This is a genomic window from Streptomyces sp. A3M-1-3 (assembly GCF_024213665.1).
In the GTDB taxonomy this organism is placed as follows: domain Bacteria; phylum Actinomycetota; class Actinomycetes; order Streptomycetales; family Streptomycetaceae; genus Streptomyces.
This window is the reverse complement of the sequence record NZ_JANAVP010000005.1, coordinates 49,246-63,164: the sequence shown is the minus strand read 5'-3', so window position 1 is coordinate 63,164 and position 13,919 is coordinate 49,246. Positions and strand designations below refer to the sequence as shown.

21 protein-coding genes and 1 pseudogene are annotated in these 13,919 nt (G+C 69.9%); 15 read left to right on the top strand and 7 right to left on the bottom strand.

Annotated elements, in window-relative coordinates; translation table 11 throughout:
• The first annotated feature begins 57 nt into the window (after positions 1-57).
• The 3 genes from NLX86_RS07200 to NLX86_RS07190 all read left to right on the top strand — a co-directional run bounded on the left by NLX86_RS07200 (position 58) and on the right by NLX86_RS07190 (position 3,093).
• Positions 58-1,413, top strand: coding sequence for an aspartate aminotransferase family protein (locus NLX86_RS07200; protein ID WP_254370763.1), 1,356 nt, complete (start codon positions 58-60; stop codon positions 1,411-1,413).
• Between the two features lie 116 nt (positions 1,414-1,529).
• A complete protein-coding gene (locus NLX86_RS07195; RefSeq protein WP_254370762.1) occupies positions 1,530-2,210 on the top strand; it encodes a GntR family transcriptional regulator in 681 nt (226 codons plus the stop codon).
• A 232-nt stretch (positions 2,211-2,442) separates the two neighbouring features.
• A complete protein-coding gene (locus tag NLX86_RS07190) occupies positions 2,443-3,093 on the top strand; it encodes a hypothetical protein (RefSeq protein ID WP_254370761.1) in 651 nt (216 codons plus the stop codon).
• A gap of 37 nt (positions 3,094-3,130) precedes the next feature.
• On the opposite strand, the gene NLX86_RS07185 is transcribed toward NLX86_RS07190, so the two are convergent.
• The gene (locus NLX86_RS07185; protein WP_254370760.1) at positions 3,131-3,880 is read right to left on the bottom strand and encodes an SLATT domain-containing protein; all 750 of its coding nucleotides are present in this window, start codon (positions 3,878-3,880) and stop codon (positions 3,131-3,133) included.
• A 279-nt stretch (positions 3,881-4,159) separates the two neighbouring features.
• Between NLX86_RS07185 and NLX86_RS07180 the strand changes: the two genes are divergently transcribed.
• The 4 genes from NLX86_RS07180 to NLX86_RS07170 all read left to right on the top strand — a co-directional run bounded on the left by NLX86_RS07180 (position 4,160) and on the right by NLX86_RS07170 (position 5,960).
• Entirely contained in the window at positions 4,160-4,495 is a 336-nt protein-coding gene (locus tag NLX86_RS07180; RefSeq protein WP_254370759.1) for a YbaB/EbfC family nucleoid-associated protein, read from the top strand.
• Positions 4,496-4,560: 65 nt separating this feature from the next.
• Positions 4,561-5,160, top strand: coding sequence for a recombination mediator RecR (recR, locus tag NLX86_RS07175; protein ID WP_254370758.1), 600 nt, complete (start codon positions 4,561-4,563; stop codon positions 5,158-5,160).
• Positions 5,108-5,308: a hypothetical protein gene (locus NLX86_RS34990; RefSeq protein ID WP_374213844.1), complete on the top strand. Its 201-nt coding sequence runs from the start codon at positions 5,108-5,110 to the stop codon at positions 5,306-5,308. Before recR ends, NLX86_RS34990 begins: the two co-directional genes overlap by 53 nt.
• Entirely contained in the window at positions 5,301-5,960 is a 660-nt protein-coding gene (locus NLX86_RS07170; RefSeq protein WP_254370757.1) for a DUF5063 domain-containing protein, read from the top strand. The genes NLX86_RS34990 and NLX86_RS07170 overlap by 8 nt, the downstream gene beginning before the upstream one ends.
• Before the next feature lie 90 nt (positions 5,961-6,050).
• Here NLX86_RS07170 and NLX86_RS07165 read toward each other — a convergent pair whose 3' ends face one another.
• Positions 6,051-6,419: a hypothetical protein gene (locus tag NLX86_RS07165; RefSeq protein ID WP_254370756.1), complete on the bottom strand. Its 369-nt coding sequence runs from the start codon at positions 6,417-6,419 to the stop codon at positions 6,051-6,053.
• Between NLX86_RS07165 and NLX86_RS07160 the strand changes: the two genes are divergently transcribed.
• Positions 6,406-6,864, top strand: a complete 459-nt coding sequence (locus NLX86_RS07160; RefSeq protein ID WP_254370755.1) for a hypothetical protein — start codon at positions 6,406-6,408, stop codon at positions 6,862-6,864. The genes NLX86_RS07165 and NLX86_RS07160 overlap by 14 nt on opposite strands.
• Here the strand turns inward: NLX86_RS07160 and NLX86_RS07155 are convergent.
• Positions 6,845-7,258 carry a hypothetical protein gene (locus NLX86_RS07155; protein ID WP_254370754.1) on the bottom strand — a complete coding sequence of 138 codons (414 nt, stop codon included), beginning with the start codon at positions 7,256-7,258 and terminating at the stop codon, positions 6,845-6,847. The two genes, NLX86_RS07160 and NLX86_RS07155, sit on opposite strands and share 20 nt — an antisense overlap.
• An 84-nt stretch (positions 7,259-7,342) precedes the next feature.
• On the opposite strand from NLX86_RS07155, the gene NLX86_RS07150 reads away from it, so the two are divergent.
• From NLX86_RS07150 to NLX86_RS07130, 5 genes and pseudogenes are all read left to right on the top strand, one after another.
• Positions 7,343-8,149, top strand: a complete 807-nt coding sequence (locus tag NLX86_RS07150) for a helix-turn-helix transcriptional regulator (RefSeq protein WP_254370753.1) — start codon at positions 7,343-7,345, stop codon at positions 8,147-8,149.
• Positions 8,146-8,388 carry a DUF397 domain-containing protein gene (locus NLX86_RS07145; RefSeq protein ID WP_254370752.1) on the top strand — a complete coding sequence of 81 codons (243 nt, stop codon included), beginning with the start codon at positions 8,146-8,148 and terminating at the stop codon, positions 8,386-8,388. Before NLX86_RS07150 ends, NLX86_RS07145 begins: the two co-directional genes overlap by 4 nt.
• 229 nt (positions 8,389-8,617) lie before the next feature.
• The gene (locus NLX86_RS07140; RefSeq protein ID WP_254370751.1) at positions 8,618-9,493 is read left to right on the top strand and encodes a hypothetical protein; all 876 of its coding nucleotides are present in this window, start codon (positions 8,618-8,620) and stop codon (positions 9,491-9,493) included.
• Between the two features lie 85 nt (positions 9,494-9,578).
• On the top strand, positions 9,579-9,800 hold the full coding sequence (locus tag NLX86_RS07135) for a type II toxin-antitoxin system VapB family antitoxin (RefSeq protein WP_254370750.1): 222 nt from the start codon (positions 9,579-9,581) through the stop codon (positions 9,798-9,800).
• An 11-nt stretch (positions 9,801-9,811) separates the two neighbouring features.
• Positions 9,812-10,205: pseudogene (locus NLX86_RS07130) on the top strand (PIN domain nuclease).
• On the opposite strand, the gene NLX86_RS34665 reads toward NLX86_RS07130, so the two are convergent.
• The 4 genes from NLX86_RS34665 to NLX86_RS34660 form a co-directional block, all read right to left on the bottom strand.
• Entirely contained in the window at positions 10,163-10,606 is a 444-nt protein-coding gene (locus NLX86_RS34665; RefSeq protein ID WP_308409553.1) for an ATP-binding cassette domain-containing protein, read from the bottom strand. The pseudogene NLX86_RS07130 and the gene NLX86_RS34665 overlap by 43 nt on opposite strands.
• The gene (locus NLX86_RS07120) at positions 10,599-10,865 is read right to left on the bottom strand and encodes a hypothetical protein (RefSeq protein ID WP_254370749.1); all 267 of its coding nucleotides are present in this window, start codon (positions 10,863-10,865) and stop codon (positions 10,599-10,601) included. The genes NLX86_RS34665 and NLX86_RS07120 overlap by 8 nt, the downstream gene beginning before the upstream one ends.
• A gap of 66 nt (positions 10,866-10,931) precedes the next feature.
• Positions 10,932-11,312 (bottom strand): hypothetical protein, encoded by a 381-nt coding sequence (locus NLX86_RS07115; protein WP_254370748.1) that lies wholly within the window; start codon positions 11,310-11,312, stop codon positions 10,932-10,934.
• Between the two features lie 149 nt (positions 11,313-11,461).
• On the bottom strand, positions 11,462-11,839 hold the full coding sequence (locus NLX86_RS34660) for a response regulator transcription factor (RefSeq protein ID WP_254370747.1): 378 nt from the start codon (positions 11,837-11,839) through the stop codon (positions 11,462-11,464).
• A gap of 94 nt (positions 11,840-11,933) precedes the next feature.
• Here NLX86_RS34660 and NLX86_RS07105 point away from each other — a divergent pair, with 94 nt between their 5' ends.
• Entirely contained in the window at positions 11,934-12,578 is a 645-nt protein-coding gene (locus tag NLX86_RS07105) for a response regulator transcription factor (protein WP_254370746.1), read from the top strand.
• Positions 12,575-13,858, top strand: a complete 1,284-nt coding sequence (locus NLX86_RS07100) for a histidine kinase (RefSeq protein WP_254370745.1) — start codon at positions 12,575-12,577, stop codon at positions 13,856-13,858. Before NLX86_RS07105 ends, NLX86_RS07100 begins: the two co-directional genes overlap by 4 nt.
• Positions 13,859-13,919: the final 61 nt, after the last annotated feature.

The following is a 13,919-nucleotide window of genomic DNA, read 5'->3' as shown; positions in this document are numbered from 1 at the left end:
GACCCCCGTACAGGACGCCGATGTCGTGTCCACCCTGTGGACTCTTAGCCTGTGGCCATGACCCCTCACGCCGATCCCGGAGCGGGAGCCGCCGTCAAGGCCGCCGACCGCGCGCACGTGTTCCACTCCTGGTCCGCCCAGGGCCTCATCGACCCCCTGGCCGTCGCCGGCGCCGAGGGCTCGTACTTCTGGGACTACGACGGCAACCGCTACCTCGACTTCTCCTCCCAGCTGGTCAACACCAACATCGGCCACCAGCACCCCAGGGTCGTCGCGGCGATCCAGGACCAGGCCGCCAGGCTCTGCACCCTCGCGCCCGGCTTCGCCGTGGACGTACGCTCCGAGGCCGCACGCCTCATCGCCGAGCGCACCCCCGGCGACCTCGACAAGATCTTCTTCACGAACGGCGGCGCCGAGGCCGTCGAGAACGCCGTCCGCATGGCCCGTCTGCACACGGGCCGTACGAAGGTGCTCTCCACCTACCGCTCGTACCACGGCGCCACCGCCGCCGCGATCAACCTGACCGGCGACCCGCGCCGCTGGCCCTCCGACACCGCCTCAGCGGGTGTCGTGCACTTCTGGGGACCGTTCCTGTACCGCTCGCCCTTCCACGCGGAGACCGAGCAGCAGGAGTGCGAGCGCGCCCTCGCCCACCTCGAGGACACCATCGCCTTCGAAGGCCCCCAGTCGATCGCCGCGATCATCCTGGAGACCGTCCCGGGCACGGCCGGCATCATGACCCCGCCGCCCGGCTACCTCGCCGGCGTGCGCGAACTGTGCGACCGGCACGGCATCGTCTTCATCCTCGACGAGGTGATGGCGGGCTTCGGCCGTACGGGCACGTGGTTCGCCGCCGACCTCTGGGACGTCACCCCCGACCTGCTGACCTTCGCCAAGGGCGTCACCTCCGGGTACGTCCCGCTGGGCGGCGTCGCGATCTCCCCGCAGATCGCGGCCACCTTCGACCAGCGCCCGTACCCGGGGGGCCTCACGTACTCCGGCCACCCGCTGGCCTGCGCCGCCGCCGTCGCGACCATCGGCGCGATGGAGGAGGAGGGCATCGTCGAGAACGCGGCCCGCATCGGCGCCGACATCATCGGGCCGGGCCTGCGCGAGATCGCCGACCGGCACCCGTCGGTGGGCGAGGTGCGCGGCATCGGTGTCTTCTGGGCGCTGGAGCTCGTACGGAACAAGGAGACGCGCCAGCCGCTGGTCCCGTACAACGCAGCGGGCGCGGCCAACGCGCCGATGGGTGAGTTCGCGGCGGCGTGCAAGAAGAGCGGCCTGTGGCCCTTCGTGAACATGAACCGCACCCATGTCGTCCCGCCCTGCACGATCACGGAGGCGGAGGCGAAGGAGGGCCTGGCCCTCCTGGACGAAGCCCTGACAGCGGCGGACGCACACACGGTCTGACCCCTGCGCACCCCTGCGCACCCCTGCGCACCCCTGCGCACCCCTGCGCATCGCGTCACAGACCGATTCCGCTGCCTGGCCTAAGGTGTCCCAAGCCCACGAAGGAGACGGACCCCATGGCCGGCAGCGGAGCTGTCACCCGCAACACCCTGCGGCAGCAGATAGCGGACGCGCTGCGCGACGAAGTGCTCGCGGGGCGGCTGCGGCCTGGGCAGGAGTTCACGGTGAAGCAGATCGCCGAGCAGTACGGGGTGTCCGCGACCCCCGTGCGCGAGGCGCTCGTCGATCTGTCCGCGCAGGGGTTGCTCGACTCCGACCAGCACCGCGGCTTCCGGGTCCACGAGTTCTCCGTCGACGACTACCGCGGCATGGTCGAGGCCCGGGCGCTGATCGTCGACGGCATCTTCCTGCGGATCGCCGAGCACGGCTCGGACGCCGGGCGCAGCGCGGCGCTGGTGTCCGTACGGCGGCGGGCCGAGGAGGCCGGACGGGCCGCCCGGTGCGGTGACCTGGACATTCTCGTCGGCTATGACCTGCGCTTCTGGCGTGAGCTGGGCGCGCTCGCCGGGAACGTCTACATCTCGGAGTTCCTGCACCGTATGCGGGTCCAGTGCTGGGTGTTCGCCGTCCCGTACCTGCGCCGCCACGGCGGGCTCGACGAGGTGCTGTGGAGCGGTCACGGCGAGCTGGTGGACGCGGTGACCCGGGGCGACGGGGAGGGCGTGCGCCAGGTCGTACAGGCGTACAACGATCACGCGCTGGCGTGGGCCGCGAGGCTGGAGCGGGCCCGCCCGTGAGCACCCGCCCGTGAGCACCGCCCTGACCGCCGTCGTATCTGCCTACTACGGGTGCGGCCGGCCAGGGTGCCCGACACCAAGCCATCGACGCCACGGGGCGGCCATGGCCCGACGGCTCCGTAGCGGTACGAAGGCCCGTGGCCGAACGGGCGCCTGATGCCCTCTTCGCGCAGCGTGTGCGGAGCACTACGCTGTCCCGACCATTGCACGCTGCGAACGAAAGAGAGTCCGCGTGGCCTGTGACCTGTGGCTGGTCCCCCTCGTCGACGTGCTGTGCCACAGCCCCGACAATCCCTTCGCCGAAGAGATCGCCGCGTACGACAAGGCACTCGGCGAGGCCGGGCTGCCGTCCGTTCCCGTCTTCGCCTACATGCCGGGCCTCTCGGGCGATGTCGCCCCGGTCGCCGGCTTCGACTACGACGCGCTGCACTTCCTGCGCCGCGCGTACCTGCTGCAGATCTGCGGGCTCGCCGTGACGCCCGTCGATGAGCTGGGCGGGGACTACGAGCAGCTGCTGGAGATGTTCGAGGCGACGGCCCAGCAGTCGCACCTGGTCTGGCACTACGACCACGCCGGCGCGTACGTCCCCGTCGACTTCGGCTCCCCGCTCGGCAACGAGGAGCTGCTGGCCGGCGGCGGCCCCCTGGGGTCCACCCAGGGCCTGCTGCGCGAGCTGGAATTCGTCGGCCCCGCCATCGGTATAGACCCTGCCAACCCGCCGGCCGCCCCCGCGCCCCCGCAGCGTCCCACCTCGCTCGAGGAACCGGCTGGGCCCATTCCGTACGACGACAGCCCCTTCGGACGTGAGCGTCACGTCTGGCTGGGCCTGCACGCGGCGGCGACCCGCAGCCTCGGTCAGGGCTCGATGATCATCTTCAGCTGATACGACCGCGCGCTGATACGCCCGCGCGGCGCGGCACTCACCGCGGTGGCTCCGGGGGACGCTGCCGCGGCATGCTGGGCCGCGTCCCCGGCGGCAGCGGGAAGCGGCCGGGGTGCGCTCCGGCTTCCGTACGGGGCCCGCCCGTACTCAGCGACTGCATGACCAGCGGCGCGGGCCCCGCCCGGAACTCCACCATCCAGTCGGCCGTCTCGGAACGTACGAGCTCGGTGATGTCCTCCGAGAAGCGCCGCAGCACCGTCAGGCAGCGCTCGGCGGCCTCGCTCGCGGTGCCTTCGGTCGGGCCGAGCACTTCCCGCACACTCTCCGAGGCCCAGTCGAACTGCAACGCCTGCAACCGCCGGTGCACCGCCTGCGCGGTGGCCACGTCCCTTATCCACCCCGAGGTCAGCCCGAAGAACCGGTCGCAGGCCATACAGGCCGCCCCGAGCAGCAGCGACAGGTAGCCGAAGCCCGACGCCCCGTCCAGCGTGCCGGTCAGATCGAGAAGCGGCAGCGCCGCCCCGGCGATCGCGCCGACCGCCGTGCCCATCCGCAGCGAGCGCGCACCGCGCCGCTTCCAGGCGCGGTCCGTCAGATACCAGTCGGCGGTCCGCAGGGCGTCCCCCTCCACCCAGCGGTACAGCTCGTCGAGGCGTTCCGCGGGCTCGCCCCAGTCCCCCAGGGGGAACCGCCGGCCGGTCAGATCGGACGCCTTCGGCGCGCCTTCCTCCCGTGGCTCCCGGGGTTCCCGTGGTGGCCCCTCGGGCTGCATGTCCGGCTGGCTCACCCGGCACTCCCTCTGCCTGCGCTGACGTGTGGTGGTGCGCGTGTGTGTACTGGTGCGCATGCCCTTCCTACCGCCGAATGGTGGGCCGTGGGCTGGAAATCCCGGTATTTCCGCCCACAAGTAGGTCTTGATCAGGTAGAGGAGTGCACGGCCTCTCACTCGAAAGAGTCGGTCCTTACGGTGTAGGGCGCGGTGCTCGGTGAACACGTAGGCTCGGTTTAACCGAAACACACATCAGCCAGACAGTCAGATGTCGTTCGAACAGCCTCGGAGTGACCCGTGATTCCCGGTGGTGGCCAGCCCAATATGCAGCAGCTGCTCCAGCAGGCCCAGAAGATGCAGCAGGACCTCGCCGCGGCACAGGAAGAGCTGGCCCAGGCCGAGGTCGAGGGCCAGGCGGGCGGCGGCCTGGTCAAGGCCACCGTCACCGGCTCCGGCGAGCTGCGGGCCCTGGTGATCGACCCGAAGGCGGTCGACCCCGAAGATACTGAGACCCTGGCCGACCTGGTCGTCGCCGCGGTCCAGGCCGCGAGCGAGAACGCGCAGCAGCTCCAGCAGGACAAGCTCGGCCCGCTGACGCAGGGACTGGGCGGCATGCCGGGCCTGCCCTTCTAGGGTCTTCTGCGGGCCGCCCCCGGCAACTACCGTACGAACCAAAGCAATACGAGAGAGGCGTTCCGTTGTACGAAGGCGTGGTCCAGGACCTCATCGACGAGTTGGGCAGGCTGCCCGGCGTCGGTCCCAAGAGCGCGCAGCGGATCGCCTTCCACATCCTCCAGGCCGAGCCGACGGACGTGCGCCGCCTCGCGCACGCCCTGCTGGAGGTCAAGGACAAGGTCCGCTTCTGCGCGGTCTGCGGGAACGTCGCGCAGGCCGAGCAGTGCCGTATCTGTGCGGACCCGCGGCGCGATCCCGCGGTCATCTGCGTGGTCGAGGAGCCCAAGGACGTCGTCGCGGTCGAGCGCACCCGCGAGTTCCGCGGGACGTACCACGTGCTCGGCGGCGCGATCAGCCCCATCGAAGGCGTCGGCCCGGACGACCTGCGCATCCGCGAGCTGCTGGCCCGGCTGGCGGACGGCACGGTGACCGAACTGATCCTGGCCACCGACCCGAACCTGGAGGGCGAGGCCACGGCCACGTACCTCGCCCGCATGATCAAACCTATGGGCCTGAAGGTCACCCGCCTCGCCAGCGGCCTGCCCGTGGGCGGCGACCTTGAATACGCGGATGAGGTCACGCTGGGCCGCGCCTTCGAGGGAAGGCGGCTCCTGGATGTCTGAAACTGCCACCACCCAGTGCACCCGCCGGACGGAGTCCGGCACAGCGGCCCGAAGCCCGCGTAGCGGCGCGAGGGGCGCAGAAAGAGGTGCCGCGGATGAGGTCACGCTCGGGCGTGCCTTCGAGGGGAGACGACTTCTCGATGTCTGACGCAAACTTGCACGCCGTGTCGCAGGACCCCGACAGTTTCGCGGTCCAGATCGCCGACCAGATCGAGTCCTTCATCGTCGCCGTCACGGAAGTGGCCAAGGGCGACGAGCCGGACAGCGCGGTCCCGTTCCTGCTCCTCGAGGTGTCCCAGCTCCTGCTCGCCGGCGGGCGGCTCGGCGCGCACGAGGACATCGTTCCGGACGAGCGGTACGAGCCGGACCTCGGCCCGGAGCCGGACGTCGACGAGCTGCGCGAGCGCTTCGCGCTGATCCTCGAACCGGTCGACGTGTACTCCGAGGTCTTCGACCCGTACGAGCCGCGCAAGGCGCCCGTCGCCTGCCGGATCTCCGACGACCTCGCCGACGTCGTCACCGATCTGCGCCACGGCCTGGCCCATTACCGGGCGGGCCGCACCACCGAGGCTCTGTGGTGGTGGCAGTTCTCGTACTTCTCCAACTGGGGCTCGACCGCATCGGCCTGCCTGCGGGCGTTGCAGGCCCTGGTCGCGCACGTACGCCTGGACCAGCCGCTCCAGGCGCTGGACGGCCTGGACACGGACGAGGACCTCGGCGAGGACGACCTGGCCGAGCAGGCGGGCCGGGTGATGGCGGACGAGATCGCGGGCCCGCTGGGCATCCGTCGGGCACCGTAGGAGCCTGTGGGCACCCGTGGGTCCGCCCGGCCGTAGCGAGCCGTAGCGGAAGCGTTGCTTCCGCGTGTCCGCGCCGTGTTCGGCGCGCTGCTACCTTGACGCGCCGCTAAAGGAGCCGACCGCCGGGGGAACAGAAACAGTGAGACGTGGACGCGGGCGTGGGCATGGGGGTGGCCGGATACGTACGGTGGCGGGGCTTGCGGCGGTGACAGCCGGGCTGCTGGTGGCCGGCTGCTCGCCGGACGAGGTACGGACGGCGGCGGAGGCATCCGCATCCCCTTCGCCGAGTGCTTCCACCTCGGCGTCACCGTCCGTCTCGGCCTCGGCCTCGGTCTCCGCCTCGCCGTCGACGACGGCATCGGCGTCCGCCTCCCCGTCCTCGGCCACCCCCGCGCGGACCACCGCCGCACCGGCTCCTCGTCCGGCGAAGCCGACGGTCGTATCGATGTCCGCGTCCACTGCCGGTGGCGCGCTGAACGTCGTACGAGGCGGCGCCGCCCGGGAGTTCACCGTTACCGTCCGCAACGGCAACATCCGCGTGTACGGACAGGTGCTCGTCGTCTTCCAGATGGAGATCATGGTGGAGGGCGTGTCGGACGGCCCCGCCCCGCCGCAGAACGGCTTCGTACTGGAGCGTCGCGACCCGGCAACCGGCGCCTGGCGCACGGTCGAGCTGCGGGTCGCCAACGACGTACAGCCGCACTGGCTCTTCACCGGCGGGACACCTCTCGCCCGCGACGCGGCCCGTACCGAGCGCTACCGCATCCGCGCCGGCGCCACCGGCCCGGTCGGCTTCACGCCCCTCATGATCCGCCTGATCGACACCGGCGCTCCGCAGAACGCGAGCTACGAGCAGGGCGGCCCCGCGCGCTCCTCGCTGCCGGTCAGCGCACGCCACGGCTGACGGCGCCGACCGCTTCGACCAACGGTCCCGCTGCCACGAAGGGCGCTGCGGGTGTCGGCTGGGAGTACCAGCGCAGGGGCCAGGTGTTCCCCTCCAGGGCGGGGATGCCGATGTATGAGACCGTGCGGGTCCCGGTGCCGCCGAAGCGCTGGACGCCGAGCGGCCACGCGTACGTGCCGGCCGTGCCGGGTCGCAGCAGGAAGTACATCCACCGGAAGCCCGACGCCTCACAGACGACGGGCCCTGCGGCGCCGTCCTCGGCCGCGGCGATGAGCTGCGCGGCGACGTCTTCACCGCGGATGCCCGGGATGCGTACGGCGTCGAAGTACACGCCGGAGCGGTGGAGCTGGTGCCCAGTCAGAGGTACCCAGTCGGGGCGGATTGCGTTCGGCATAGTCACACATTGGCGCTCGGCAAGCTACGCTCGGTAGCGACTGAGGTGATACACGCTGTGGTGTATCGGTCGGAGGTGGGCGCTGTGTCAGTCCAGTACAACTCCCAGTCGCCCGGTACCTGGCGGTACAGCGGCAACCAGCTCAAGCGCTGGCGCACGAAGGCGAATGTGACTCGGGAGGAGTTAGGGGCGGCCTCCAACTACTCGCCAGACACGATCAAGTCCATGGAGCAGGGCGTACGGATGCCGACGCCTCGAGTTCTGGACGTGGCGGACGCGTTGTGCTGCGCGGACGGGCTGCTGAGCGCTGCCAAGGATTACGTTCAGCGGGAGAAGTTTCCGGCGCGGGCTCATGACTTCATGCTGCGGGAGCGCGAGGCCGTCAGCCTGTGGTGGTACGAAGTTGCGCTCGTGCCAGGGCTGTTGCAGACCGAGGTGTACGCCAGGGCACTGATCGAGGACTTCAGGCCGCTGCTGGACGACGAAACGGTCGAGGAGCGGGTTGGGGCGCGGCTGGAGCGCCAGGATCTCTTCACGCGCAAGCCGCCGGTGGCGTTCAGCTTCGTCCTGTACGAGGCTTCGCTGCGCGGCCCCCACGTGGACGAGCAGCAGCTCACCAGCCTTCTGGAGATGGGGCAGCGGCGCAATGTGGCGCTGCAAGTGCTGCCCTTCGACCGAGCGATGACGGCCGCCCTCATGGGGCCGATGGTCGTGCTGGAAACCAAGGATCGCGAGCGCCTTGCGTTCTCGGAGGGGCAGTCGGTCAGTGAGCTGACCCCGGACCCGGAGGTGGTCAACGCGTACACGGAGCGGCTTAGCATGATCCGCATGGAGGCCCTCAGTCCTGCTGAGTCGGCCCGCTTCGTCGAGCGGATGGTGAAAGAGCTATGAGCGAGGACCTGAGTTGGTACAAGTCGAGTTACAGCGACGGCGAGGGCGGCGCCTGCGTCGAAGTCGCCCTCGACTGGCAGAAGTCCACGTACAGCGACTCCGAGGGCAGCAACTGCGTCGAGGTCGCAGCCTGCCCCGCCGCCGTCCACGTCCGGGACTCGAAGCTCACCGCGAGCCCCGAACTGACCCTGCCCGCCGCCTCCTGGGCGGCATTCGTCGCGTACGCGGCAGGGAACTGAGCCCCGAGCTTCGGGCTCCGAGAGCCGAGCTCTCTTTCTGAGGAATGGCTGGGTGGCTCAACCCACCCACCCTCCCAACTCGCGCGCATGAGCGAGCAGATGACTTTTCGTGATCGGCTTGCGACGCACAGTCGCGACCCTCTAGCGTTCGCGACAAGAAACAACCCCGGCCGGTGCTGTAACACCAACCGGGGTCTGACCTACGAGATCGAAGAACGAGGTTCGATCCATGGCTGTTGCCAACTTTAGTGCTGCCCCGCCCGCGCCCGCACACCCCATGGCCAATCCGGGGTTCGGGAAGCGCTCCGCGCCCGACGAACTGCCGCGGGGCAAGGACGATTTCGTACATCTGCCCAAGCGTGAGGCGTCGCTCGCCGCGTTCATCGACCGGCTGCCCGACGGCGCGGCCATCGACCACAAGACGCTCGCCAAGCACATCCCGGACGTCGGTCAGGCCGCCTGCCGTACCGCCCTCAAGGCGCTCACCGACGCCGGTCACCTGCGCCGGATCCGGGAGCAGGTGGTGCGGGACGACGGTTCGCGCTGGGTGACGCGTACGTACTTCTCGCGCACCGCGCGGGACGAGGAGTGGTGGCAGGCGTTCCGGCGGGGAGAGCGCGCCCAGGCGCCCGCGACCGGTGCTGAGCCCGCCCCCGCCCGCTCGACCGCGTACCGGACGCTCGCCGCGCTCGGCCGTACCGAGCCACGCATGACCCTCTCGGCCGCCGACTGCGCGCGGCTGGAACCCCTGGCCGAGGCGTGGCTGGAGCGCGACGCCGACGCACCGCAGCTGATCGGCGCGCTGACGGCGGGGCTGCCCGCGCAGGTCCACAGCGCGGCGGGAATCGCCCGTAGACGACTGGAGGACAAGATGCCGCCCAAGAACATCCCCGGACCGGAGACCGTGCTGCAGCGGATCATGCTGTGCGTCGGATGCGACGCGTCCGAGAACGTCACCAAGCTCACCAACGGTCTGTGCGACGACTGCCGCCGCGAGGAGGCGCTGCCGGCCACCTTCCGAGCCGTGCCCGCCGCGCAGGACGTGGCGCAGCGGGCAGACGCCGTGCGTGCCGCGGCCGGCCTACCGCCGAGGAAGCGCGCCTGAGCGGCCACGAGGACCTGTAGCCCAGATCACAACGACCTATGGTGGAGGAGGTTCGGTGAGCCCTTGTCTGCAAAGGGGGCCGGACATGGCCCGCATCGCTGTAGAGATCGACATTGACGAGGAGTTCCTTGCCGACGCCCGCGCGGCGCTGGGCACGGAGTCCGACGAGGAGACGCTCAAGGCCGCTGTGGTGGACGCGGCGAAGCGGCTGCGCAGGCAGGAGTTCTTCGACGCGATCGACAGCGGGAAGATCGACCTCACCCACGATGCGCGGAACGATCCGGGGCAGGGGCGATCAGCGGCGTGAGGGAACGGTAATTGATCGACAAGTCCGCCCTCGTACGGCGGAGCAAGCCGGCTGTCCGCGAGGTGTTCGAGCCGCTGTATCAGCGAGGCCTGCTCTGCGTCAGTGGCGCCGTGACCATGGAGATTCCCTACTCCGCACGGAACAAGGCTGAGTCGCAATGGCTGCGCCGCTGGCTGACCGGCTTCGACTATCCGCCCTGCCCGGACGAGGTGTGGGACATGGATTCAGCGCCAGGCGACGGACCGAGGCAACCACCGGGCGTTCTCACTGCCGGATCTGCTGATCGCCGCCACGGCCCAGCGGCACGGAGCCACGGTCCTCCACTACGACGAGGACTACGACCAGATCGCGGAGATCACCGGCTACTCGAGCCGCTGGGTCGTCGAACCCGGCAGCGCGAACTGAGCGAGTTCCAGTCCGTCAGGGCGCCTCGCGGCGGAGGTACGCGCGCAGGCCGCAGCAGGCGACGACAGCGGTGAACGTGCCGAACAGAGCCAGTGCTCCCCACGGGGGAAGCGAGCTGCCGACCAGCGTCTGCAGGAAGCTGTCCTTCTCGACGCGCGCGGGATCACGCCAGGCTGCCAGGGGTCTTCCCAGGAACAGGGTCTCCCCTGGCCGTGAAGGAGCCCGAGCAGCATCCGGATGGTGGTCGTCTTCCCGGCGCCGTTGGCGCCGAGGAAGCCTGTGACGGTTCCGGGCGGGAGGTGGAAGGACACATCGTCCACGACACGCTTGCCGTGGAAGGACTTGCTGAGCCCCTGCGCGACCAGCAGCGGCGCGGCACCACCAAACCCGGGTTCACCCATGGTTGAGCCAGAAGAGAAGACCGAAGAGAGGGAGGGCGACAAAGGCGAAGACCGCGCCGCCGCCCATCTCCTTGCCCTTGGCCCGGCACCAGACCAGCATGCTCACCGCGGGAATCCAGCCCAGGAAGTAGGACCACCAGCCGATCGCGGCGGCGGCGTCGCTCTTGACGATCCAGAAGCATACAAAGGAGATGCTGATGAAGAGCGCTGGGAGAGCCCAGAGGTTGTCGGTGATTGCTTGCTCTCGCGACTTCTTCACTACGTCATCTCCTTATGGGTGCTGCCCCGGACACTCGGTCCGGGGCAGCGGCGAATCGGTCAACTATCAGCCGACCTGGCTGGCAAGCCAGTTGATCAGCTCGGTCTGCAGGTAGCCGGGCAGTGCCATCAGCGTGTACTTGAGCGGGTTCTTCCAGGAAAGGCTCTTGACCCACTTGTGGTAGGCGGATGCGCCGTTCTTGGCCGCCCGCACCGCGGACTTGAAGGCGTCGGGGCTCTTCTTGAGAAGCTTGATGACGGGGTCGAGCCGGCCCCCCTTGGCCGCGGCAAGGGCGTTGGCGTGAGCCGCGCTGTCCGCCGCACTGACGTCGGCGGCCGCCGGCGCGGACGTGGGCAGGGTCGCGGTCGTCACCGAGGCCGAAGGCGTGGCGGCCGACACCGAGATCGCGGTCCGGGCGATGTGCGCCGACTCGGTCGCGGAAGCCATCGGCGCCGCAACTCCCAGAGCCACCGCGGCAACTGCGGTAGCCGCAGCCATGCGCATGCTCTTCTTCATTGTTTGTTCCTCCCCGTGTGGTGAGCCGCGCAGGTGTTCTGCGCGGCGGAACAAACAATGCCGTCCTTGATCATCCATCTCTATTGGACCTTGGGGCATTGCCCTTTCGGGTCATGCCCTTCAGGGCGTATGGCGTGGTGGTGCTGGGCCGCAATGAGCGCTGCCTGGATGCGGGACCCGACATTCAGCTTGCGCATCAGATTGGTGAGATGTGCCTTCACGGTGCGCTCCGCCACGCCGAGTCTTCGGGCGAGAACACGATTTGATTCTCCGTCGGCCAGCAGGAGGAGTACCTGCCTCTCGCGGTTGGTCAGTACGGAGAAGTCAGGAATTTCCGCCCTCGATTCGGGCGCTTGGACTGTCTTTTCTCCCCGAACCCGTGCCGGTGCATGGGAATTCTGAAGGGAGAGTGGAATGCCATGAAGATGTTGCCCCCGTGCAAGTGTGTAGGTCTCCACTCATGGTCCCAGCCCGTCAGGGGCTCGGCATCGGCACGAAGTAGGATGTGACGCCTCCGACGTGAGGCCGCGTCAGTTTTTCGGGGGAGTGGGAATGATCCGCGTTCTTGTCGTGGACGACGAAGCGTTGGTACGGGAAGCGCTGCGCCAGGTCGTGACTGTCGAGGGCGTCATCAGCGTCTCCGTCTGTGACAGCTCAGCGGCGATGGACGCCGTGCGCGACAGTTCCCCCGATGTCGTGCTCCTCGAGGTCGTGATGCCGGCGCCCGACGGATTCACCCTGCTCGCCGGCATACGCGCCCTTCCGCAGCCGCCCCCCGTCGCCCTGCTCACCACATTCGACAGTGGCGAACAGCTGGCGTCCGCGCTGTGCGGTGGCGCAGTCGGCTTTCTGCTCAAGGACAGCACGCCGGAGCTGCTGCGGCAGGCCGTCCTTGTGCTCGCCTCGGGCGGGGTCGTCTTCGCCACGCGCGGCAGCAGCGCCGCGCTGGACCGGCGGCTGGGGGGCCGGCCGGAGGTGATGGCCGGGCCCGCCGGACAGCCGCTGCCTCAGCTGACCCGCCGCGAGCGCGAGGTCCTCACCCTGGTGACGGTCGGTCTGTCGAACGCCGAGATCGCCGAACAGCTCAGGATCGGCGTCACGACGGTGAAGACGCACATCACCGAGCTCAAGCGGAAGCTGCACGCGTCGAACCGGGTTGCCCTGGCGACGGTGGCGCACCGGGCGGACCTGGCGTGAGTGTCCGCAGTGTCCGCGCGCGGAGGCGGCTGCTCGATGCCGCGCCACCCGTATTCGCCGGGGTGGAGGCGGTCGCCACCCGGAACTGGGGCCCCGACTGGATGCTCGGCTGCGCGCTGCTGGTGGCCGTGCTTCTGGTCGTACGGCGGCGCTTCCCGCGCACGGTTCTGCTGCTGACCCTTCCCGGTCTCGCCGCCGGCTACCTCTGGCTGCCGGTGATGTTCGCGCTGTACGCGGTGGCCGCCCTGCCCCGGCAGCGGGGAGAGCCCTGGGTGTGGGGCGCCGTGGTGTCCGGAGTCTCCTTCTACCCGTGGCCGCATCTGGAACTGCTGCCCTGGAGCTGGGAGGACATCACGCTGGACGCCCTCAGCGCCGTACTGCTCGGCCTGGCGCCCGTCGCGCTGGGTCTGCTGTCCACTTCCCGGCGTGAACTGGCCGCCAAGGCGGCGGAGCTGGCGCTGAGCCGACAGCGGGAGCGTGAACTGGCCGGCGAGCGGGCGACCGCGGCCGAGCGGGCCCGCATCGCCCGCGAGATGCACGACACCGTTGCCCATCACCTCAGCCTCATCGCGCTCACCTGCGATTCCGGCGATCCGGACCGGGTGTTCCGCCGACGTGCCGAAGCCGCGCTCGACGAGCTGCGCCGGACGGTCGCGGGCCTGCGTGCTCCCGGGCTCCCGGAGTTGCGTGCACTCATCGAGGCGGCGGGTTCCGAGGTGACGCCGCACGGCGACCTCGACCGGCTCGCCCGGTGGCCGCTGCCGGTCCAGGAGATGGCGTACCGCTTGGTCCAAGAAGGTCTGACCAACGCCCGCAAGCACGCGCCCGGCGCGCCGGTCCGCCTGGTGGTGGAGTACGACCCGGTGGTGGAGTGCGACCGGGCGGTGGAGTACGACCCAGCGGTGCCCAACGACCCGGCGGTGGAGCGCGGCCCGTACGGCGGCGAGACGGCGGCGGCCCTGCGCATCACGGTGTGCAACGGCCGCCCGCGCATCACGCCAGGGCCGGGGCCCGGGCTGCCGTCCGGGAAGTACGGGCTCGTGGGCCTGCGCGAACGCGTCGTGGAGCTGCGGGGAGCGCTACAGGCCGGGCCGGAACCGGACGGTGGATTCCGTGTCAGTGCCACCCTGCCGCGTGACATGGGCCACGTTCGGCGTGAGGAGAGGGGCAGAGGGCAGGGGTCCCTGCGACGAGCGGTGTCAGAGCCGTCCCGCGTGGCGGATGTGAGCGGGACATCTCACGATGCAATACGCGTGGGGCGGTTTCTGCCCGCTCGTTAGACTGAGCCGACCGCAGTACTGCGGGCGCCCGGGGCTGTCCCCGGAAGAGACGGACTGAGCG

Bases quoted from the DNA above. Each gene is read 5' to 3' on its own strand.
- NLX86_RS07200 (WP_254370763.1), top strand. From the start codon at position 58: ATGACCCCTCACGCCGATCCCGGAGCGGGAGCCGCCGTCAAGGCCGCC.
- NLX86_RS07195 (WP_254370762.1), top strand. From the start codon at position 1,530: ATGGCCGGCAGCGGAGCTGTCACCCGCAACACCCTGCGGCAGCAGATA.
- NLX86_RS34990 (WP_374213844.1), top strand. From the start codon at position 5,108: ATGAGGTCACGCTGGGCCGCGCCTTCGAGGGAAGGCGGCTCCTGGATG.
- NLX86_RS07170 (WP_254370757.1), top strand. From the start codon at position 5,301: ATGTCTGACGCAAACTTGCACGCCGTGTCGCAGGACCCCGACAGTTTC.
- NLX86_RS07160 (WP_254370755.1), top strand. From the start codon at position 6,406: ATGTCCGCGTCCACTGCCGGTGGCGCGCTGAACGTCGTACGAGGCGGC.
- NLX86_RS07155 (WP_254370754.1), bottom strand. From the start codon at position 7,258: ATGCCGAACGCAATCCGCCCCGACTGGGTACCTCTGACTGGGCACCAG.
- NLX86_RS07145 (WP_254370752.1), top strand. From the start codon at position 8,146: ATGAGCGAGGACCTGAGTTGGTACAAGTCGAGTTACAGCGACGGCGAG.
- NLX86_RS07140 (WP_254370751.1), top strand. From the start codon at position 8,618: ATGGCTGTTGCCAACTTTAGTGCTGCCCCGCCCGCGCCCGCACACCCC.
- NLX86_RS07135 (WP_254370750.1), top strand. From the start codon at position 9,579: ATGGCCCGCATCGCTGTAGAGATCGACATTGACGAGGAGTTCCTTGCC.
- NLX86_RS34665 (WP_308409553.1), bottom strand. From the start codon at position 10,606: ATGGGTGAACCCGGGTTTGGTGGTGCCGCGCCGCTGCTGGTCGCGCAG.
- NLX86_RS07115 (WP_254370748.1), bottom strand. From the start codon at position 11,312: ATGGCTTCCGCGACCGAGTCGGCGCACATCGCCCGGACCGCGATCTCG.
- NLX86_RS07105 (WP_254370746.1), top strand. From the start codon at position 11,934: ATGATCCGCGTTCTTGTCGTGGACGACGAAGCGTTGGTACGGGAAGCG.